General features: G+C 71.5%; 17 protein-coding genes. 6 read left to right on the forward strand and 11 right to left on the reverse strand.

All coding sequences use genetic code 11. The features are described from left to right. Positions 1 to 166: 166 nt before the first annotated feature. The 6 genes from BLT36_RS11115 to BLT36_RS11140 form a co-directional block, all read right to left on the reverse strand. Positions 167 to 2479, reverse strand: coding sequence for a family 78 glycoside hydrolase catalytic domain (locus BLT36_RS11115; RefSeq protein ID WP_092095173.1), 2313 nt, complete (start codon positions 2477 to 2479; stop codon positions 167 to 169). 122 nt (positions 2480 to 2601) lie between these two features. Continuing rightward, a complete protein-coding gene (locus BLT36_RS11120) occupies positions 2602 to 3474 on the reverse strand; it encodes a carbohydrate ABC transporter permease (RefSeq protein WP_254787621.1) in 873 nt (290 codons plus the stop codon). Between the two features lie 5 nt (positions 3475 to 3479). After that, complete coding sequence (locus tag BLT36_RS11125) at positions 3480 to 4334, reverse strand: carbohydrate ABC transporter permease (protein WP_092095795.1); 855 nt, start codon at positions 4332 to 4334, stop codon at positions 3480 to 3482. 79 nt (positions 4335 to 4413) lie between these two features. Beyond that, on the reverse strand, positions 4414 to 5736 hold the full coding sequence (locus BLT36_RS11130) for an ABC transporter substrate-binding protein (protein ID WP_092095174.1): 1323 nt from the start codon (positions 5734 to 5736) through the stop codon (positions 4414 to 4416). 688 nt (positions 5737 to 6424) lie between these two features. Further along, on the reverse strand, positions 6425 to 7519 hold the full coding sequence (locus BLT36_RS11135) for a LacI family DNA-binding transcriptional regulator (protein WP_092095176.1): 1095 nt from the start codon (positions 7517 to 7519) through the stop codon (positions 6425 to 6427). Positions 7520 to 7715: 196 nt separating this feature from the next. Next, positions 7716 to 8726 carry a LacI family DNA-binding transcriptional regulator gene (locus BLT36_RS11140; RefSeq protein ID WP_092095178.1) on the reverse strand — a complete coding sequence of 337 codons (1011 nt, stop codon included), beginning with the start codon at positions 8724 to 8726 and terminating at the stop codon, positions 7716 to 7718. Between the two features lie 135 nt (positions 8727 to 8861). Between BLT36_RS11140 and BLT36_RS11145 the strand changes: the two genes are divergently transcribed. The 4 genes from BLT36_RS11145 to BLT36_RS11160 all read left to right on the forward strand — a co-directional run bounded on the left by BLT36_RS11145 (position 8862) and on the right by BLT36_RS11160 (position 12927). Beyond that, positions 8862 to 10220 (forward strand): MFS transporter, encoded by a 1359-nt coding sequence (locus tag BLT36_RS11145; protein WP_217638294.1) that lies wholly within the window; start codon positions 8862 to 8864, stop codon positions 10218 to 10220. After that, complete coding sequence (locus BLT36_RS11150; protein ID WP_254787577.1) at positions 10217 to 10621, forward strand: L-rhamnose mutarotase; 405 nt, start codon at positions 10217 to 10219, stop codon at positions 10619 to 10621. Before BLT36_RS11145 ends, BLT36_RS11150 begins: the two co-directional genes overlap by 4 nt. 186 nt (positions 10622 to 10807) lie before the next feature. Beyond that, positions 10808 to 11722, forward strand: a complete 915-nt coding sequence (locus tag BLT36_RS11155; RefSeq protein WP_092095179.1) for a metallophosphoesterase — start codon at positions 10808 to 10810, stop codon at positions 11720 to 11722. A gap of 143 nt (positions 11723 to 11865) precedes the next feature. Further along, positions 11866 to 12927: an NADP-dependent oxidoreductase gene (locus tag BLT36_RS11160; RefSeq protein ID WP_092095181.1), complete on the forward strand. Its 1062-nt coding sequence runs from the start codon at positions 11866 to 11868 to the stop codon at positions 12925 to 12927. Between the two features lie 11 nt (positions 12928 to 12938). Here the strand turns inward: BLT36_RS11160 and BLT36_RS11165 are convergent, their stop codons facing one another. The 4 genes from BLT36_RS11165 to BLT36_RS11180 all read right to left on the reverse strand — a co-directional run bounded on the left by BLT36_RS11165 (position 12939) and on the right by BLT36_RS11180 (position 16531). After that, a complete protein-coding gene (locus BLT36_RS11165; RefSeq protein ID WP_302847116.1) occupies positions 12939 to 13862 on the reverse strand; it encodes an ABC transporter permease in 924 nt (307 codons plus the stop codon). Next, complete coding sequence (locus BLT36_RS11170) at positions 13849 to 14820, reverse strand: ABC transporter ATP-binding protein (protein WP_092095182.1); 972 nt, start codon at positions 14818 to 14820, stop codon at positions 13849 to 13851. Before BLT36_RS11170 ends, BLT36_RS11165 begins: the two co-directional genes overlap by 14 nt. Beyond that, positions 14817 to 15899: a LolA family protein gene (locus tag BLT36_RS11175; RefSeq protein WP_092095184.1), complete on the reverse strand. Its 1083-nt coding sequence runs from the start codon at positions 15897 to 15899 to the stop codon at positions 14817 to 14819. Before BLT36_RS11175 ends, BLT36_RS11170 begins: the two co-directional genes overlap by 4 nt. Positions 15900 to 16048: 149 nt before the next feature. Continuing rightward, the gene (locus tag BLT36_RS11180) at positions 16049 to 16531 is read right to left on the reverse strand and encodes a ribose-5-phosphate isomerase (RefSeq protein ID WP_092095185.1); all 483 of its coding nucleotides are present in this window, start codon (positions 16529 to 16531) and stop codon (positions 16049 to 16051) included. 104 nt (positions 16532 to 16635) lie between these two features. Between BLT36_RS11180 and BLT36_RS11185 the strand changes: the two genes are divergently transcribed. Next, entirely contained in the window at positions 16636 to 17598 is a 963-nt protein-coding gene (locus BLT36_RS11185) for a sugar-binding transcriptional regulator (protein ID WP_092095187.1), read from the forward strand. Between the two features lie 87 nt (positions 17599 to 17685). Here BLT36_RS11185 and BLT36_RS11190 read toward each other — a convergent pair whose 3' ends face one another. After that, positions 17686 to 18210, reverse strand: coding sequence for a DinB family protein (locus BLT36_RS11190; RefSeq protein WP_092095801.1), 525 nt, complete (start codon positions 18208 to 18210; stop codon positions 17686 to 17688). Between the two features lie 205 nt (positions 18211 to 18415). On the opposite strand from BLT36_RS11190, the gene BLT36_RS11195 reads away from it, so the two are divergent. Next, on the forward strand, positions 18416 to 19948 hold the full coding sequence (locus BLT36_RS11195; protein WP_092095188.1) for an MFS transporter: 1533 nt from the start codon (positions 18416 to 18418) through the stop codon (positions 19946 to 19948). The last annotated feature ends 30 nt before the right edge of the window (positions 19949 to 19978 follow it).

Consider the following 19978-nt stretch of genomic DNA (forward strand, 5'->3'; position numbering starts at 1 on the left):
TGGGGTGGGGTGGGGTGGGGTGCAAAACACCGGTGTTCGTCCGCCAAACACACGCATACCGAGGTGCGGCACACGAACACCGGTGTTTTGCGGGGAAAGAAGCCCACCCGGGGACCGCCGGCCTCGGGGACCCCGCCCCCGGGGACCGCCCGCCCCGGGGACCGCCCTACCCGGCGGGGACGGCGGCCGGCGCGCGGAACTCGTGCGTGCCGCCCGACACCTGCTGCTCCGCCAGACCCGGCAGCCGCACGACCGCCGTGACCCCCGCAGGCACCTCCGCCCGGACGACGAGCTCGCCGTCGACGAGCTCCCACCGCACCGCGACGTGCCCGTGCACGGTGTCGAGCGAGGTCGACGCCCACGTCAGCCCACCGCCCGGCTGCGGCGCCACGAGGACGGACGAGTACCCCGGAGACAGCGGCGCGAGACCACCCACCACCCGGTGCATCCAGTCCGCCACGGCCCCGAGGGCGTAGTGGTTGAACGAGGTCATCTCACCCGGGTTGATCGTGCCGTCCGGCAGCATCGAGTCCCACCGCTCCCACACCGTCGTCGCACCCATCGTCACCGGGTACAGCCACGACGGGCACTCGGTCTGCAGCAGCAGCCGGTAGGCGTCGTCCAGGTGCCCGGTCTGGCTCAGCGCGTCGGTGATGAACGGCGTTCCCGCGAAGCCCGTCGAGATCCGGTACCCGGACGCCTCGACCAGCTCGGCGAGCCGGTCGCCGGCCACGGCCTGCTCCTGCTCGGACAGGATCCCGAACACGATCGCCAGCGTGTACACCGTGGTCGCGTCCGACAGGATCCGGCCGTCGTCCTGCAGGTAGTGGGTGCGGAAGCCGGCCTGGAGGCGCGCGGCCAGTTCCCGGAACTCGGCCGCCTCCTCCTCGTGGCCGCCGAGCAGGTCGGCCGCCTCCGCCACGATGGTGGCGGACCGGAAGGCGCAGATCGTCGCGACGACTCCCTTGTCGGCCTTCGCGGCGGCCGGGTCCTCCGGCGGGGCGTCGGGGTCGAGCCAGTCGCCGAACTGGAACACCGTGTCCCAGAGGTCCTCGGGCGACAGGTGGTCGCGGATCCGGCGGAGGTGGGCGGACATCGAGTCGAACTGCTCCTCGAGGACGGCCGTGTCGCCGTACGCCTGGTACAGCGTCCATGGCACCCAGACCCCGGCGTCCGACCAGATCGCGGTCGCGTCCGGCTTCCCGAAGTCCTCGGCGGGGGAGTACTTCAGGACGTCCGGCACCACGAAGGGGATGACCCCCTCGGCGTGCTGCTGCTCCAGCCAGACGTCCCGGAGCCAGTCGCCGAGGAACGTGCGGGTGTCGAACAGGTACGACGCCGTCGGTGCGAACGCGGCGATGTCGCCCGTCCAGCCGAGGCGTTCGTCGCGCTGCGGGCAGTCCGTCGGGACGCTGAGGAAGTTGCCCTGCATGCCCCGCACCACGTTGTCGTGGAACGTCTTGAGCAGCTCGTGGCTCGAGTCGAACGTGCCGGTGCGGGTGAGGTCCGACCCGACCTGCACGGCGGTGATCGCGGTCCGCAGTTCGTCGAGCGTGCCGGGCCAGCCGTCGACCTGCGCGTACCGGAAGCCGTGGAACGTGAAGCGCGGCTCGAACCGGTCCTCGCCGCCGCTCAGGGTGAAGTGGTCCGTCGCCTTCGCCGACCGCAGCGGCCGGGTGCCGAGCTCGTCGTGCTCGAGCACCTCGGCGTGCCGCAGGGTCAGCACGGTGCCGGCCGCACCGCTCGCCGCGACGCGGAGCCAGCCGACGAGGTTCACGCCGAAGTCGATGAGGGTGGCACCGGAGGGGCTCGTCCAGATCTCCACCGGGGCGATCTCGGCGAGGGGCCGGACCGGGGGCACGGTGTCGGCGACGAGCTCGCGCGCACCGGTGTCGACCGTGTGCACGGCGCTGGTGCGGCCGGGGTGCCCCTCGACGCTCGGGGTCGTGACGGACCCCGGCGTCAGGAACGAGCCGTCGCGCAGCCGGGCGTCGATGTCCTCGCCGTCGTACAGCTGGTCCGCGGTGATCGCACTCGACAGCGCCTGCCAGTCGGTGTCCGTCACGACGGTCTGCACGTGGCCGTCCTCGAACGTGATCCGGAGTTCGGCGAAGCCGGCACGCTCGTCCGTGTACCAGCCGCCACCGCCGCCCCACGCGAGCCGCCCGGCGGCCCAGCCGTTCCCGATGACGAGCGCGAGGACCGCGGCGTCGCCGGGGTTCGTCGCCGACAGGTGCGACGTGACGTCGTGGGAGGCGACGCGGATGCGCCACTCGTAACTCGTCCACCCCGGTTCGAGCAGGTGGTCGGAGACGCGCTGCCCGCCGAGCCAGCCCTCGACGACGCCGAGGGCACTGAGGTCGAGGGTCGCGCTGGTGACGGGGCCGTGGCCCTCGTCGAGTGTGAACTCCCGGCGCAGGATCGGTGCGCTCCCGAGGTCGTCGTCGCTCGCGATGAACGATGCGGTCCAGGTGGTCATGTGGTGTGGTCCTTTCACCGGGCCGGTCGTCGTCGACCGGTGCGGGGTCGTGGGGCCCGGCCGTCTCGTCCGGGCGGGCGCCCCGGCGGAGGCGGGTCGTGCCTCCAGGCCGGGGTCGGGCGTCAGCCCTTGACGGCGCCGCTGGTCATGCCGGCGACGATCTGACGGTTGAAGAAGATGTACAGGATCAGCGGCGGGATCGTGATGAGCAGCACGTCGGTGAACAGCAGGTTGAGCTGGCTGACTGACTGGCTCTGGAACGAGTACAGCGTCTGCTGCACGGTGGCGTTCTCGGATCCGGGAAGGAAGTACAGCGGGTTCGTGAAGTCGTTGAACACCGTCACCGACTGCACGAGCACGACCGTGATGATGACCGGCTTGAGCAGCGGCAGCACGACCCCGAAGAACAGGCGGATCGGTCCGGCGCCGTCGAGCACGGCGGCTTCGTCGAGCTCCTTCGGGATCGTCGCGACGAACGCCCGGAAGAGCAGGATGCAGAACGACAGGCCGAACGTCGCCTCGATGAGGATCATCCCGCCCATCGTCTTGAACAGGTTGAGCCCCTGCAGCACCCAGATCGTGGGGACGATCGCGGGCGGGACGATGAGGCCGGCGAGGACGAAGAAGTTGATCACGCCGTTCCACTTGCTCGGCCGCCGCTGCAGGACGTAGCCGACCATCGCGGAGAACACCACCATGATGATGACGCTCCCCACGGTGAGGACGGCGCTGTTCATGAACGCCCGGAGGATGCCGCCGTCGCCGGTCTGGAGCACCGTGACGAGGTTCTGCCACAGCTGCCACTGGGCCGGCAGGGTGAAGCCGAGCTGGTTCGCCTCGGCCGGCGACTTCGCGGCCTGGAGCAGGACGAAGAGGAACGGCACGAGGAACACGACGAAGCTGACGACGATGGCGATCGAACCGATCACCCACTTGCGGGTCCGCCCGGGGTGACGACCGCGCGGGGCGGCCGGGGCCAGGCGCGGGGTGGCGATGGTGGTCACAGGTCCGCCTCCTTGCGGTTGATGAGCCACGAGATCGGGACCATGATCGCCGTCACCACGACGAACAACACGACGTTGCCCGCGGTCGACAGCCCGTAGAACCCGGCCTGGTACTGCTTGTAGATCACACTCGCGATGACGTCGCTGGTGAACCCTGGTCCACCGCCGGTCATCGCCCAGATGAGGTCGAACGACCGCAGGCCACCGATGAGCGACAGGATGATGACCGTCCCCATCGCCGGCCGGGACAGCGGCAGCGTGATGTTCTTGAAGATCGTCCACGCGCTCGCGCCGTCGACGCGGGCCGCCTCGAAGTACTCCTGGGGGATCGCCACGATGCCGGCGATGAAGATGAGCGTCGCGATGCCGACGCCCTTCCAGACGTCCACCGCGGCGACGCTCCAGAGTGCGAGGGCCGGGTCGGTCAGCCACCCCGGAGTGGGGAGGCCGACCGAACCGAGGACGCCGTTGATGATCCCGTGGAACGGGTCCATCAGCGCCTTGAACGTGATGCCGATGCCGATGGTCGACACCAGCACGGGGAAGAACACCACCGCCCGGAGGTACCCGCGCCCGAGCACGGGACTCGTGAGGAGCAGGGCGAGGGCGAGTCCGAGGACCACCTTCGCCGCGCTCGTCACGAACCCGTACTCGAAGGTGTGCACGAACCCGGAGAGCAACTGCGGGTCCTGGAAGAACCGGACGAAGTTGTCGAAGCCGATGAAGGTCTGGTCGAACAGCGTCCAGCGGGTGAGCGAGAAGTAGAACCCCGCGAAGGTCGGGACCGCGAAGAACACGACGTAGAGCGCGATCGCCGGGATGAAGAACCACGCCGGGTAGAAGGAACGCATCCGCTTGCGTGCGGGTCCGGGGCCGGCCTTCGTCGTCTTCGGCGGGGCCACCGCCGTCGTGAGTGTCGCGGTCACCGGATCACCAGCCCTTGATGCCGAGCTGCTGGGCCTGCTGCACGACGTCCTGGTCGTACTGCTTCGCACCCGTGGCGGCCGACGAGATCCCGGAGCCGACCTGCACGCAGATCTTCTCGAGGTTCGGGCCCTTGATGGGGGAGAGGAACTCGAGTGCCGGCGATGCCTTGCCGTCGTCGAGGTACTTCTGCAGGTCGCCGATCATCGACGGGACCGAGTCCGGCAGGGTGCACGTCGAGATGACGTACGGGCCACCGGGCGTCCCGGTGTCGTTCTGCACCTTGCAGCCCTCGGACGAGTTCGCGAAGGCGATGAACTTCTTCGCGGCCGCGAGCTTGTCACCCGTGGACGTCTTCGGGATGTAGAGGCCGTTCGGCTCCCAGATGGTGAGGTTCGTGTCGTCGGCGTTCTCGGCCGGCAGGGCGAACGCGCCGATGTCGTTCACGGCGTCCGGGCTGTCCTGCTGGAGGGTCGAGATCGCGTTCGTCAGCATCGGGTACTGCGCCCCGGTGCCGTCGGCCAGCATCTTCAGGCCGTTCGCCTGGGTCGCAGACGCGTAGTCCTTGTTGACGAGGTCCTTGTCCTTGACCTCGGCGAGGTGCTGGAACCCGGCGAGCGCCGGTGCCTTCGCGTAGGACTCCTTGTGCTTCGTGTACTGCGTGGCCCAGTTCTTCTGCTGCGCCGTGATGTTCGCGAAGTCACCGAGGACGAACAGCTGGCTGGTCCAGGTGTCGCCGTAGGTCTGGATGATCGGGTCGACACCCGAGGCCTTGATCTTCTCGCTGTTGCTGATGAACTCGTCCCACGTGGTGGGGACGCTCAGGCCGAGCTTCTCGTAGACCTTCTTGTTGTACATCACGCCGCCGCCGAAGCTGGTCCCGAACGGGGCGCCGTACATGCCCTTGTCGGTGCTGACGACCTTGGTGAACTGCGGGTCGACGTTCTTCGCCCACTTCTGGTCGGAGAGGTCGACGAGCGTGTTGTCCGGGTTGAGCGCCTGCATGAGCGACCCGGAGTTGTAGTTGAAGACGTCGGCCATCTCGCCGGTCGACAGCTGGGTCTTCACGAGGTTGTCGCCGTCGGTGCCCTGGGGGCGGGTGTCGAACTTGACCGTGACGTTCGGGTTGGCCTTCTCGAACGCGGCGATGAGGGGCTTCGCGGTGGCGGCCGTGGCGGCGGAGTTGTCCGCCTGGTAGGTGATCTGCACCTTCCCGCCGCTGCTGCCGGTGTCGGCGGAGCCGCCCGACGAACAGGCGGCCAGGCCGCCGATGAGGACCGTGGCGCCGCCGATGGCGAGCAACCTGGTGGTCAGGGAGCGAGCTGACATTCCTTACCTCCTCGTAAGGCCCGGGGCGGGGTACCCCGGGGTGAAACGGACCCGGTCCCCGCTCCGCTGCGGGTTCCGGTGCTGCTGTTTAGAACGTTTCAATCGGAATGGAACCACGTGGATTGAAGCGTGTCAATCGTCAGTTCGGATTCGTTACCGAAGCGCGCGGCGCGTGCGGCGTCCCGCTCGCCGGGCGCTCGCCGGGCGCCGGCCGGACGCCGGCCGGACGCCGGCCGGACGCGAGGAAGCGCCACGTTTCCGAGCGCGGCCGGGTCCGCCGCCGCGGACCGCGTCCCGCGGTGGCGCGGGGCCGAGACTCGCTCTGAGCGACAGTTCTCGCGCTCCCGGCCGCGTGATCTGTCGCTCACCCCGAGTCTCGCTGTGGCGGACCGGACGGGGCACCGGCCGTCGGCCGGCCCGAGTCTCGGGTCGCTCCCGGCGCGTGGTGCGTCCGCTCGGCCTGGAGGCGCGGTGCCAGCCCGCCACGCGCCTCCAGCTGGTCGTCGGTCGCGCGTAGCCGCGGGGCCGCGTAGCCCCGGGGCCGAGACTCGGGCTGAGCGACAGTTCGCGGGCACGTGGGCGCGAGAACTGTCGCTCACCCCGAGACTCGGGCCGGCGGCTCCCGGCGGGCGGGCCGGCGGGCGCCGCCCGCGGCGGCCGGCGGCTCCCGGCCCGCGGCACCCGCGCATCAGGCCTCGGAGCGCCTCGGGTCGCTCGGGGGCGTGGCCAGCGCGACCTCGGCGGCCCGGGCCCGCCCGAGGGTGCTCTCCCGCGGCACGAGCTCGCTGCCGAGCACCACCGTCCGGTGCACGTGGGTGGCCGCCGGCTCGGCGAGTTCGGCGAGCAGCAGGTCCACCGCGACGGCACCCATCTCCTCGCCGTGCATCGTCACCGAGGTCAACGGCACGGCGCCGCCCCACGCGATGGAGTTGTGGTCGCAGCCGGACACCGGGATGTCCTCTGGCACCCGGATGCCGGCGGCGCGGAGCTCGGTGACGACGGCCATCGCCAGCAGGTCGGTGACCCCGAGGACGGCGTCGGGTCGTTCGGCCGCGGGCATCGCCGCGATCCGGGCTCCGGCGTCGGTCCCGCCGGGTGGGTCGATGTCCTCCGCCTCGACGTCCACGAGCACGACCCCCGGGTGTTCCGCGATCGCCCGGAGCAGGCCTGCTCGGCGCCGCGCCACGGGCTGCAGGTCGGGCCGGGCGCTCACGAAACCGAGACGCCGGGAGCCCTGCTCGATGAGGTGCGTGGCCGCGACGTACCCGGCCTGCTCGTTGTCGACGACGACCGCGCAGGCGTCGACCTCGGCGGGTTCGTAGTTGACGTAGACGACGGGCAGCCCGTGCTTCCGGACGGTCTCGACCTGGTCGCGGGAGGTCGTCATCGAGGCGAGCAGGATCCCCGACACCCGGGTGCTCTCCATGAAGGCGAGGTGTTCGGCCTGGGCCTCGAGGTCGTCGTCGCTGTTGGTCACGAGCAGCGTGTTCCCGCGGCCTCGCGCGGCGGCCTGGGCACCGCTCACCATGTCGGTGAAGAGGGAGTTCCGCAGCGAGGTCACGACGAGGCCGATCGACCGGGTGCTGCCGGAGACCAGCGCCCGCGCGTTCCGGTTCGGCGTGTACCCGAGCTCGGCGATCGCGGCGCGGACCCGGGCCTCGGTGGTCGGGGCGACGCGTTCGGGGTGGTTGAGGACGTTCGAGACCGTCGCGAGCGAGACGCCCGCGCGAGCGGCGACATGGTGCACGCTCGGCGGTCCGTCGCGCCGGGGGACATGCACCATGTCCCCGATCGTAGGCGGCGGACGGGGTGGTGCTGCCCACCACCGGACGGGAGGCGCGGTGCGGGGCCGCCACGCGCCTCCAGGCCGTCGGTGGTCACCGCCACGTCCGCCGGGGCGCCAGCACTCGGCGAACGGCCCGGAACGTCCGTTGCTGTCGGCGACGTGCGTCGCCGTCGCGGCGTCCGGCGCGAGCGCGTCAGCGCTCGGGGACCGTGGACTGGCGCACGACGAGCTCGGGCGTGAACTCGACGTGCAGGGTCTCGACGCCCTGGCCCTCCTCGACCTGGGCCAGCAGCAGCTCGATCGCCCGCCGCCCGAGGTCCTGCGCCGGCTGCCGCACCGAGGTCAGCGGGACGACGGCGGCCTCGGCGAACGCGATGTCGTCGTACCCGACGATCGCGATCTCGTCGGGCACCGGGATCGACCCACGCATGATGAACGCCTGCTCGAGTCCGACGGCGAGCAGGTCGTTCGCGGCGAACACCGCGTCCGGACGCTCGGAGGCCGGTCGGGCCTGGAGCTCCTCGCCGATGCGACGGCCCTCGAGGACGGACAGCGACGACGTCGTGAGCACCTCGAGGGAGACCCCGGCCTCGGCGGCCGCGGCGACGGCGCCGGCGTGGCGGTCGGCGACCTGCCGGATGCCGAACGGGCCGCCGACGAACGCGATGCGCTGCCGGCCGATCTCGGCCAGGTGCGTGACCGCGATGCGGCCGCCCGCGACGTCGTCGACCGACACCGACGCGAAGTGCTCGTCGTCGGCGCGACGGTCGACGAGGACCACGGCGGTGCCCTGGTCGCGGAGACGTGCGAGGCGGGAGAGGTCGTCGCCCGCGGGGGAGATGAGGAGCCCGGCGACCCGGCGCTCCTCGAACAGGTCGACGTAGGTGTGCTCGCGGTCGACCGACTCGTCGGAGTTGCCGACCAGGACCGCGAGGCCCTTCTGCATCGCCGCGTCCTCGGCGCCGCGGGCGACGTCGGTGAAGAACGGGTTGCCGCCGTCGAGCACGATGAGGCCGACGGTGGAGCTCCGGCCGGCTCGGAGCTGGCGGGCGGAGTCGTTGCGGACGAAGCCGAGCTCCGCGATGGCGGCCTGCACGCGTTCGACCGTGCCCGGGGCGACCTTGTCGGGGCGGTTCAGCACGTTCGACACGGTGCCGAGGGACACGCCGGCGAGCGCTGCGACCTCCCGAACGCTGACTGCCATGGGGTCATCCTGGCATCGGGTCGGGGGTTTCGGGGGAGCGACTTGCCCAGCGACTTGCCCTCCGGACGCGCAGCGGGTACCGTCCTCGCAGCACCGTTGAAACGATTCACCGACGAACGCACGAACGGAGGACCAATGGCGGTCCGCATCGGAGCCCGCAACACCACGGGCTGGAAGGCGACGATCTCCGTCGCCATGTCGAACTACATCGAGTCCGGGTCGATCATCGCGATCGCCACGAGCCTCAGCCTCTGGCAGGCCCAGTTCCACATCGGGGACCTGCAGGTCGGCCTGCTGGCGAGCCTGTCCGCGAACGCGTTCGGCGCCGCCGCGGGCGCGATCATCGGCGGGCCGCTCTGCGACCGGTACGGCCGGAAGTTCATCTACACGTACGACCTGCTGCTCTACATGCTCGGCATCCTGCTCGCCGTGTTCGCCGGCAGCTACGGCATGCTCCTCGTCGGCTTCATCCTCACCGGCATCGCCGTCGGCGCGGGCGTCCCCGCCAGCTGGACCTACATCGCCGAGCAGGCGCCCGCCGACCGGCGCGCTGCCCACGTCGGCACCGCGCAGCTCGCGTGGTCGATCGGCCCGATGGTCGGGTTCGCACTGGCGATCGCCGCCGCACCGCTGGGGCTCCTCGGCAGCCGCCTGATCTTCGCGCACCTGTTCGTCGTCGCCGCGATCGTGTGGTGGTTGCGGCGCGGCCTGCCCGAATCGACGATCTGGAAGGACGAGCGTGCGGCCACCGGCAGTGCGAACTTCTTCCACGGCTTCACGCAGCTCTTCAGTCGCCGCAAGAACCTCACCGCGATGCTGTTCCTGTTCGGCGTCTACGCGCTCTGGAACACGGTCGCGGGCCAGGCCGGCATCTTCCAGCCGCGCGTCTACTCCGCCACCGGCGTGACGAGCGTCCCGGAGCAGTACGGGCTGCAGATCCTGGTGTGGGGCTGCACCGTCGCCGCGACGTACTTCGGCTTCATGCGCTACGGAGACCGGGTCAGCCGCCGGGTGCTCTACGCGGCCGGAGCCCTCCTCGCGATCATCGCCTGGGCGGTGCTCATCTACGCGCCGGCGAACCTCGGCACGCTGCTCTTCTTCGCGATCGCGTGGGGCATCTCGTCCGGCATCGGCGCCCAGGCGTTCTACGGCCTCTGGACGAGCGAGCTCTTCGCGACCCGGTACCGCGCCAGCGCCCAGGGCGTCCTGTTCCTCGCCGCCCGCGTGATGGTCGGCCTGCTGAGCATCTGGTTCCCCCTGCTCCTGTCCGACATCGGCCTGCGCGGCCTCGGCGGCCTCATCATCGGCCTGCTCGCGCTGTCGTTCATGGTCGGCACCATCTGGGCGCCGAACACGCGCGGCCGCACCCTCGAGGAGATCGAAGCCGAGCGCTACGGCACCGTCACCAGCGTGACCGGCACGGTCCGGACACCCGAGGAGCACGCGGCGCGCGAGCAGGTCCGCGCGGCGGGCCGCGAGCGGACGGGGCGGTGAACGACGCCGACGAGCGTCGTCCGCGGCTCCGGTCGGACCAGCCTGGAGGCACGGATCACGTGACCCGCGTCTGCTTCCGTCTGCAGGTGGCGGCCGAGCACATGGACGCCTACCGGGAACGGCACGCAGCTGTCTGGCCGGCGATGCTCCGGGCGATCGCGGCGGCGGGACGCCGGAACTACTCGCTGTTCCTCGACGACGACGGCCTGCTCATCGGGTACTACGAGACCGACTCGGTGGCCGATGCGGACGCGGCGCTCGCCACGTCCGAGGTGGCCGGCGCGTGGGAGGCGCACATGCAGGACCTGTTCGACGGCTCCACCGGGCGGGCGGACCAGACGGCGCGGGTGCTGCCCGAGGTGTTCAACCTCGAGGACCAGCTGGCGGCGGCGGGGGACTGACGGTCCGTGTCAGGGGCGCACCGTGCGTGCTTCGCCACTCGGTGTGCGGTTGACGGGCTGGTGCGACCTCCTGGTCTCGCACCGGGTGCCGAACCTCGCACCGGATGACGGAGGCTGCACCGTGCGCCGCCCGCGAACTGCCCCGGCTGCCAGACCGCGGATACCCGCCGCGGATACCGTGGGCGCATGCAGCCGCCCGCAGCGGGGACCCTCCGCGTCCTCCACCTCTCCGACACCCACCTGACCGGTGACGGCGCCCTGCACCAGGGATCCGTCGACACCACGGCCGCGCTCGAGGGCGTCCTGGCACGGGTCGACAGCATCCCGGGCGTCGGGCTGGTCGTCGTGTCCGGCGACGTCTCCGAGGACGGCTCCGCCGAGTCCTACGCCGTGGTCCGCGACCGCGTCGGCGGCTGGGCCGAGCGGCACGGGGCCGCACTCGTCGCGGTGCCCGGCAACCACGACCTCCGCGAGGGGTTCCGCCAGGTGCTCGCGAACGGGCACGTCCTCGGCGAGGGCGGCCGACCGCTCATGCACACGATGGAGTACCACCCGCCGACCGTGCCGGTGTCAGGACAGTCCGTCGTCGCCGGCCGCCGGGTCGTCACCGTCGACACCAGCGTCCCCGGCGCCGGGTACGGCGAGGTCAGCGAGACGGCGCTCGAACGCCTCCGCACCGCCCTCGCCGGCGAGCCCGCACCGGACGGCAGCATCGTCGTCCTGCACCACCCGCCCCTGCCGGCGCCGACGGCTCTGCACGACGCCCTGAAGCTCCGGAACCCGGGCGCCCTGGCCGATGCGATCCGCGGCACCGACGTCCGCGTGGTCCTCGCCGGCCACTACCACCACCACTTCGCCGGATCGCTCGCCGGCGTGCCCGTCCTCGTCGCGCCCGGGGTCGCGAACGACACCGACGTCACCGGATCGTGGTCCGAGGAGTCCGCGTACGTCGACGCCGGGGCACTCGTCGTCGACCTCGCCGAGGACGGCTCGGTGTGGTCGACGCCGGTCCGCGTGCCGCGTCCGGACGCCGACCCGCTGGCGTTCCACATGGACGCCGAGACGGTGACCGCCGTCATCGACGCGTCCACCGCGGGCTGACGTCCGGACCCACCGGCCTGGAGGCGCGTGGCGGCGCCGCCACGCGCCTCCAGGCCCGGACACCCGACGTCGTACCCTGCACGTCCGGGCTGCGGTCGGGATTTCCGAGTACCAAAGGGACAGACCTCAGCGAAGGAGCAACCATGCGGATCGGCAGCGCAGTTCAGTACGACCGGTACGGCGACTTCGACGTCGTCGAACTCGTCCCCCAGGAGCGTCCGACGGCCGGAGCCGGCGAGATCGTGGTCGAGATCGTCGCCGCCGGACTGAACCACATCGAGCGGTTCCTCCGCGAGGGGAAGCTCCGCGACCACATCGAGCTCGACTTCCCGGCCCGGCAGGGCGTCGACTTCGCCGGCATCGTCCGGGCACGTGGCGAGGGTGTGAAGGACCTCAAGGTCGGCGACGAGGTCATGGGACACGCCCCGGCCGGCGGGTCGCACGCTACCTGGCTCGTGGTGCCGCGTGGCGCCGTCATCAAGAAGCCGGAGCACGTCGGCTGGGAGGTCGCGGGCGGCCTCTACCTCGCCGGCTGCACCGCGGCGACCGTCGTCCGCGACCTGAAGCTCGGCCCGGACGACACGGTCGTCATCAGCGCGGCGGCCGGCGGCGTCGGGCACATCGAGTGCCAGCTCGCCCACGATGCCGGTGCGACCGTGATCGCGCTCGGCAGCGCCCGCAACCACGACTACCTGCGGCAGATCGGCACGCTCCCGGTCGTCTACGGCGACGGCGAGGAGGCGCGCATCCGCGAGATCGCCGACGGCCGACCGATCACCGCGTTCATCGACAACCACGGCGAGAGCGACGCCGAGGTCCTCTCGGAGCGCCTCGGCGTACCGTCCGGGCGCTTCGTGTCGTCGGAGACCCGTCGCGACATCGAGATCCGGTTCCTCCGCGCACCGGCGGAGGACGAGGTCCCCCGGGAACTCCTGACCCTGCTCGCCAAGGCCGTGCAGGACCGCCGCGTGCAGGTGCTCATCTCGGGGTTCTACCCGTTCGAGTACATCGTCGAGGCGTACGAGGACCTGGCCGAGATGAAGTCCCGCGGGAAGGTCGTCATCGGCATGCAGACCGTCGAGACCGGTGCCCGTCTGGACTGGTACCGGTCCGAGAAGGCACGGGACCTGCGCGACCGGTACGCCGACGCTCGCGGGACCGACACCGAGACGATGGCGGGTGGCTCGGCGAGTCCGGCCAGCTGACCGCGGCGGGGCTAGCTCAGGATGTCCTTCGTCGCGAACCGGCTGTACGCGAGCGCTCCGAACACCACGACGTAGCCGAGCTGCAGCACCGCGTTCGACCCGAACGAGTCGAACGAGATCGGGTCGCGCAGCAGGTCCCCGAACCCGAGCCACTGGTGCGAGAACAGGAACGGGTGCAGCCAGTCGAGCTGCGGCAGCTGGTCGAGCACCTGGGAGGCGCCGGCCAGCACCACGGTCGCGGCCATCGCGCCGACGGGCACGCTCGTCAGCGTCGACGCGAACAGGCCGATCGCCGACAGGCCGAGCATCGAGAGCGTCACGTACAGCGCGAGCAGCAGGGCACGACCGGCGTAGGACCAGCCGTCCACCTGGGTGCCGGACAGCAGGGTGACCGGGCCGATCGGGAACAGGACGGCACCGATCGCCGCGCCGACGAGGACCACGAGGAGCGTCGCGGCGAGGCAGAACGCCACCGCCCCGGCGTACTTCACCAGGATGAAGCGGACTCGACCCGTCGGCGCGACGAGCAGGTAGCGGATGGTGCCGTGGCTCGCTTCGCCCGCGACGGTGTCGCCGGCGACCACGCCGACGGTGAGCGGCAGGAACAGCGGGATCGAGACCGTCAGCGCGGTGAACGCCACGAACAGTCCGTTGTTGGTGATGTCGCCCAGGAAGGCCGGGCCGCCGGCGTCCGGGCCGGTGGTGATCCGGACGGCGACGGCGATGAGGATCGGTACGAGGGCCAGCGCACCGATCATCGCCCAGGTGCGCCGTCGGCGGAAGACGAGGGCGAGTTCGGAGCCGAGGAGCGCGAACGGGCGCTGGCGGCGCACGACCCGCGCGGCCGGAGTGGTGCCGGCAGCGGGGGCGGTGCCGTCCACGTCGGTGGTCGTGGGGTTGGGGGTCCCGGACGCGGCGGTGTCAGGCTGCGACATCGAATCCCTCCCCGGTGAGTGCGACGAACAGGTCCTCGAGCGTGCCGCCGCCGACCGTCAGGCCGCGGACCCGGACATCCGCACGGACGAGTTCGGCCGCGATCGTCTCCGGCAGGACCTCGTGCGGCAGGTCGGCGACCAGGACGTCCGCCCCGCCGTCGTGTCGCGGGGTCAGCCCCAGGCGCATCAGCACCGAGCCTGCCTGGCCGAGGTCGGGCGTCCGGACCGTCACCGTGCGCGCGCCGGCCGAGCGGAGTTCGTCGAGCGTGCCCTGCGCGACGAGCTTCCCCGTCCGCATCACCGCCGCGTGCGTGCACACCTGCTCGATCTCGGCGAGGAGGTGACTCGACACGAACACCGTCGTGCCGTCGTCGGCGAGGGAGCGGATGAGGTTCCGGACCTCGCGCGTGCCCTGCGGGTCGAGGCCGTTCGTCGGCTCGTCGAGCACGAGCAGGTCCCGCGGGGCGAGCACGGCGTTGGCCAGACCGAGGCGCTGCTTCATGCCGAGCGAGTACGCGTGCGCCTTCTTGTCGGCCGCGTGCGTCAGACCGACGCGGTCGAGGGCGCTCGCCACGCGGTCCTTCCGGGTCCGGGGGTCCGAGGTGGGATCGGCGGCGTCGAAGCGCAGCAGGTTGCCCCGGCCGGACAGGTACGGGTAGAACGCCGGGCCCTCCACGAGCGCACCGACGCGGGGGAGCACCTGGTGCAGGGCCGTCGGCATCGACTCGCCGAGGACCTCGATCGAGCCGCCCGTCGCGCTCGACAGGCCGAGCAGCATCCGGATCGTGGTGGTCTTGCCGGAGCCGTTCGGCCCGAGGAAGCCGAAGACGGCCCCACGGGGGACGGCCAGGTCGATGCCGTCGACGGCGCGCTGCTTCCGGAAGACCTTCCGGAGGCCCGTGGTGCGGATCGCGAGATCCGGTCGCGGGCCCGACGCGTCGGGGTCGGTCGTGGTCACTTCGCGGCGGCGACCAGGGCGGACACCGGGACGGCACCCGCCAGGACCCGGCCGTCGTCGGTGAGGTACACCGACACGAGCGAGGTCTGGACCGCGCGGCCGCCGTCGACCGACTTCGTCAGCTGTCCGAGCAGCCCCGACGCCTCGTCACCGAGCGAGGACTGGTCGACCGTGCCGGCGGGGAGCTCGGCGATCGTGCTCCACCCCTTCCCCGTGAACGTCGGCTCCGCGCCGTCCGCGTGGGAGCCGTGCGTGCGGTGGTGGTCCGCGTCGCCCTTCGCGTGCGAGCCCGCGTCGGAGAGGTCCTTCGTCTCGACCTTCGCACCCGACGGTGGGGTGAAGTCGAACAGCCGGGAAGCCGGGGCGCCGTAGCTGAGGCTCGTGAAGCCGACCTGCACGGCCGGGTCGTCCCGGCCCTTCGCGTCGACCGTGGCGCGGAGCGGCAGACCGGTCTGCTGGTCGATCGCCAGGCGGACGGTGCCCACGAGCGTGCCCGAGGCCTTCGGTGTCAGGGTGATCTGCCAGGCGTCGTGCCCGGCGACCCGGACCTCGGTCGGCTTCGAGACCGTGGTGCTGGGCGTGATCGCGTCGACCGCCTGCTTCGCGATCTCCGCCGGGGTCGTCGTGCCGTCCCGCGGTGTCGCGGCGTCCTTCGGCAGGGTGACGTGCGTCGCCGTGCGCTCCTTCGAGTCCCACGTCCAGACGTCGCTGCCGTTCCGGACCAGGTCCTGCTCGGCGAGCTGCTGCGTCAGCTGGACGCGCTGCTTGCTCGGGCCGTCGACGTAGACGCGGGCGGTGTGCGACGAGGTGAGGAGGCTCAGCGCGTCGGAGGCGTCACCCTCGAGCGAGGAGCCGCCGGACCCGGTCGGGAGCTCGGGCAGCCCGAGGTCGCTCGTCTGCACGAGCTTGCCGGAGTACTGCGCGTCGGAGGACTCTGCGATGCTGGCGATGACGTCGGCGGCGCTCGGGTTCTTCCCCGCGACCGGGTCGTTGGCGGCGTTCGCGATCATCGGAGCGGCGACGGCGCCGGCCACGACGACCGGAGCGATGACTGCGGGCAGCCAGGCTGACTTCTTCATCGGTTTCCCCTCGGTGGAGCATCGGGTGCGGGAGTACGGTACGTCCGGCCCCCGACAGTGGGCTGGGCGTCGCCGAGGTCCACGATCGCTCCCGAGTCCGCCCGCCGTCGTCCGTCGCGGGGATGACCCGCATCGGTCGCACGTCGGGGCTACGCGGAGGCGTCGACCCCGGCGGGTGCGCTGCCGTCGTACTCGCAGATCGCCCGGACCTTCTCGGCGCTCGCCGAGGTGCGGTCGAACTCGTAGCCGAGCCACTCCTTCGCCAGCCGGCGAGCGAGCTCGACACCGACGACTCGCTGCCCCATGCAGAGCACCTGGGCGTCGTTCGACAGGATCGACCGCTCCACGCTGTACGAGTCGTGCGCGGTCACGGCTCGGATGCCCGGCACCTTGTTCGCACTGATCGCGACGCCGAGTCCGGTGCCGCAGATCAGGATCGCCCGGTCGGCCTCGCCGTTCGCCACGAGTCGTGCTGCATCGACGGCGACGTGCGGGTAGGCGGTGTGGCCGTCGGCGTCGACGCCCACATCCTGCACGGACGACACCCGGTCGTCGGCGAGGAGGTCGGCCTTGATGATCTCCTTGTAGTCGAACCCGGCGTCGTCGGACCCGATCACGAGTCGGTACGTCATGCGTGCTCACCTTCCAGTCCTGTGGTCTCCTCCCAGTCTGCGCGCCCTCCTGACATCTGTCCAGAACACAATTTCCGCTGGGCGTGTCACGCTACGATCAGCCCATGTCGGCCGAGACCCCCACCCCTGACGGCGCCCGGACCCGCTTCCCGCTCGACACCGTGTACCAGGCCGCGCGGATGTACTACCTCGAGGACGCCACCCAGGTGGAGATCGCCTCGCGGCTCGGGGTCTCGCGGCCCACCGTCAGTCGCCTCGTCGCCGAGGCCCGCAAGGCCGGGCTGGTCCGCATCGAGGTCGTCGACCCGTTCCAGGACGAGACCGTCGCGCTCGCCGAACGCCTGCAGGTCGTCCTCGGTCTCCACGCCGTGCACCTCGCCGCGGTCACGCACACCGCGACGCTCGGCACCGACCTCGCCGGACCGCTGGCCGCAGCCGTCGAGGGGATGGGGCTCGTGCCGGGCGACGCGGTGCTGATGTCCTCCGGTCGGACCGTCTACGACGTCGCCCACGCCGGGATGCCACCGCTCGTCGGGGTGCAGCTCGTGCCGACCGTCGGCGGGCAGGCGGACCCGATGCCGTGGTTCCAGACGAACGAGATCACCCGGGCGGCCGCGCAGCACTCCGGTGCGATCCCCGCGTTCCTCTTCGCGCAGGCGCTGCCCTCGCCGGCGATGCGGGCCTCGCTCGACGAGGACCCCGCGTTCCAGCACGTCGTCGGGCTCTGGGGGCGGGCGAAGGGCGCGATCCTCGGGATCGGTGCACCGACCCCGACCCGCGACGCGCTGACCCGGGGCCTCCCGGTCGAGGACGCCGTGTTCGACCAGGCGGCGGGGGACGTCTGCCTCAACTTCTACGCAGCCGACGGTTCCGCGATCGAGTTCCCGGGGAGCGAGCGGATGGTCCGGACCTCCCGCGAGGTGCTCGCCGGTGTCCCGCACGCGGTCGGCGTGGCCGTCGGCACCGCCAAGGTCGCGAGCATCATCGGTGCCGCGCGTGGCGGGCTCGTCAACGAGCTCGTCACGGACGCGGCGACCGCGCGCGCACTGCTCGACGCGCTCGCCTGACGCGGGTGCGGCCCTGGCGGCCCCCTGTCCTGGCCGGGAGGCGCGTGGCGGGCCCGCCACGTGCCTCCCGGCCCGGAGATCCCGCCTCTACCGCCCGCGCCGCACGTCCCAGAGGTGGTGCACCGGGTCGTGCGCGTAGTAGGTCGCGAGGGTCGCGACGGTGAAGGCGCTGCCGTCCGAGCGCAGCCCCGTCCGCTCCAGCTGGTCGTCGCGCACGTCGTCGAACGCCCTCGCCGCCCGGTGCGCGGCCTCGCCGAGCTCGCGGGCCACCACGGCCGGGTCCTGCTCGCCGTAGCGGTCCGCGACGGCGGTGGCGTCCTGGTCCCAGTTCGGGAACGTCGGGGCGTCCTCGGCGAGCATCAGGGCGAGCCGTTCGGCCATCTTCCGGTGCACGTCTCGGACGTGCGCGCCGTACTCGAGCGGGGACCACGTGTGGTCGTCCGGACCTTCCCGGGCGTCGTCGCGGCCGAGCACCGCTGGCCACGCCGACGCGTTCGCCTCGATGATCCCCGGGACGTCCCGGATCGACACCGTGCTGCCGTCGTAGCCGCACTCGGGGCACGCGGACTCGATGACCCACGTCCAGTTCTTCGTCTCGGGTTCGATCGCCATGACGCGATCGTAGGGCCGCGCGTTCAGGTTCCGGCTGGCACCGCCACGGATCCGCTTGCCCACGGGGAAGCGGCACTGTCCCTCGTCCGAGGGACACGCCCGTTCCTGTGAATCACCGGCCAATGACATTTCGGTTGCTCGGTAACGTCGTCGGCTGTTCCCGGGCCGGTACCCGTCGGCCCGCCGATCCACCGAGGAGAAACGCATGGGCTCCGATCCCAGCAGTACCCCGAAGCGGCCCGAACGGCGCCTCCGCGTGAGCGACGTCACCGTGGTCGACAAGAGCATGATGCGCCGAGCCGTCAGCGGCATGGTCGTCGGCAACACGATGGAGTGGTACGACGTCGGCGTCTACGGCTACCTCGCGGTCACGATGGGGAAGGTCTTCCTCCCCACCGCCGAACCCGCCGTGCAGATCCTGTTCAGCCTGGGTGTCTTCGCCGCGACGTACATCGCCCGCCCGCTCGGCGGCATCGTGTTCGGACGCCTCGGCGACCGCATCGGCCGGCAGAAGGTGCTCGCCACGACGCTCATCATGATGGCCGCGTCGACCTTCCTCATCGGGGCCCTGCCCGCGTACGCCACGATCGGGGCCCTCGCACCGATCGTGCTCGTCGTGCTGAAGCTCGCGCAGGGCTTCTCGACCGGTGGCGAGTACGCCGGCGCGACGACCTTCGTGACCGAGTACGCGCCGGACCGACGCCGCGGGTTCTTCGCGAGCATCCTCGACTTCGGCAGCTACCTGGGCTTCGCGCTCGGGGCGTCCGTGGTCTCCGTGCTGCAGCTCACCCTGGGTGACGAGGCGATGACCGCGTACGGCTGGCGCTTCCCGTTCCTCGCCGCCGGTGTCATCGGCGTGGTGGCGATCTACTTCCGTCTGCGCATCGAGGAGTCGCCTGCGTTCCAGGCGACGCAGGCCGCGCAGGAGGCGGCGTCCGAGGTGCGCGGGTCCTTCGGCGGCGACCGCCCGGCCAACGTGTTCGCGATGGTCCGTGCCCACTGGCGACCGATCCTCATCGCGGTGATGCTCGTCGCCGCGTCGAACACCGTCGGGTACGCGCTGACGTCGTACATGCCGACGTACCTCACCGACTCGCTCGGGTACTCCCCGCTCGACGGCACGCTCCTGACGATCCCCGTCCTCGTGCTCCTCGCGCTGATGCTCCCGCTCACCGGCAAGCTGTCCGACGCCGTCGGCCGACGCGTCGTGATGTGGATCGGCGCCGGCACCACCGTCGTCCTCGTCGTCCCCGCGTTCCTGCTCATCGGCCACGGCGAACAGTGGTCGACCCTCGCCGGGCTCGGGCTGCTGGCCCTGATGACGGCGCTGTGGGTGTCGAACCAGGCGGCCTCGCTGCCGGCCCTCTTCCCGACCTCGACCCGCTACGGCGGCATGGGCTTCGCCTACAACATCGCCATCGCGGTGTTCGGTGGGACGACGCCCCTCATCGTGCAGGCCCTGCTCACCGCCACGGGCGACGAGCTCGCGCCCGCGTACTTCCTGATGGCGATGAGCACACTCGGGGCCGTCGGGGTGTTCTGCATGAAGGAGTCGTCGAAGCGGCCCCTGCCGGGTTCGATGCCCGCGGTCGAGACCGAGGACGAGGCGCGCGAGCTCGTGCTGACGCAGGACACCAACCCGGACCTCGACCTCGGCGACCTGCCGTTCGCGGCCGAGGACGCGGCACGTCGGGCACGCGAGGCCGCGGCGGAGTCGCAGATGACCGGCGCCCGCTGACGCCGCCCGAGCGGCGCCGACCCGGAACGA

Origin of the sequence: Curtobacterium sp. UNCCL20 (assembly GCF_900101675.1) — a bacterium.
Classification (GTDB): domain Bacteria; phylum Actinomycetota; class Actinomycetes; order Actinomycetales; family Microbacteriaceae; genus Curtobacterium.

Bases quoted from the DNA above. Each gene is read 5' to 3' on its own strand.
- BLT36_RS11180 (WP_092095185.1), bottom strand. From the start codon at position 16,531: ATGACGTACCGACTCGTGATCGGGTCCGACGACGCCGGGTTCGACTAC.
- BLT36_RS11165 (WP_302847116.1), bottom strand. From the start codon at position 13,862: ATGTCGCAGCCTGACACCGCCGCGTCCGGGACCCCCAACCCCACGACC.
- BLT36_RS11160 (WP_092095181.1), top strand. From the start codon at position 11,866: ATGCGGATCGGCAGCGCAGTTCAGTACGACCGGTACGGCGACTTCGAC.
- BLT36_RS11195 (WP_092095188.1), top strand. From the start codon at position 18,416: ATGGGCTCCGATCCCAGCAGTACCCCGAAGCGGCCCGAACGGCGCCTC.
- BLT36_RS11175 (WP_092095184.1), bottom strand. From the start codon at position 15,899: ATGAAGAAGTCAGCCTGGCTGCCCGCAGTCATCGCTCCGGTCGTCGTG.
- BLT36_RS11130 (WP_092095174.1), bottom strand. From the start codon at position 5,736: ATGTCAGCTCGCTCCCTGACCACCAGGTTGCTCGCCATCGGCGGCGCC.
- BLT36_RS11135 (WP_092095176.1), bottom strand. From the start codon at position 7,519: ATGGTGCATGTCCCCCGGCGCGACGGACCGCCGAGCGTGCACCATGTC.
- BLT36_RS11155 (WP_092095179.1), top strand. From the start codon at position 10,808: ATGCAGCCGCCCGCAGCGGGGACCCTCCGCGTCCTCCACCTCTCCGAC.
- BLT36_RS11145 (WP_217638294.1), top strand. From the start codon at position 8,862: ATGGCGGTCCGCATCGGAGCCCGCAACACCACGGGCTGGAAGGCGACG.
- BLT36_RS11140 (WP_092095178.1), bottom strand. From the start codon at position 8,726: ATGGCAGTCAGCGTTCGGGAGGTCGCAGCGCTCGCCGGCGTGTCCCTC.
- BLT36_RS11190 (WP_092095801.1), bottom strand. From the start codon at position 18,210: ATGGCGATCGAACCCGAGACGAAGAACTGGACGTGGGTCATCGAGTCC.
- BLT36_RS11125 (WP_092095795.1), bottom strand. From the start codon at position 4,334: ATGCGTTCCTTCTACCCGGCGTGGTTCTTCATCCCGGCGATCGCGCTC.
- BLT36_RS11115 (WP_092095173.1), bottom strand. From the start codon at position 2,479: ATGACCACCTGGACCGCATCGTTCATCGCGAGCGACGACGACCTCGGG.
- BLT36_RS11185 (WP_092095187.1), top strand. From the start codon at position 16,636: ATGTCGGCCGAGACCCCCACCCCTGACGGCGCCCGGACCCGCTTCCCG.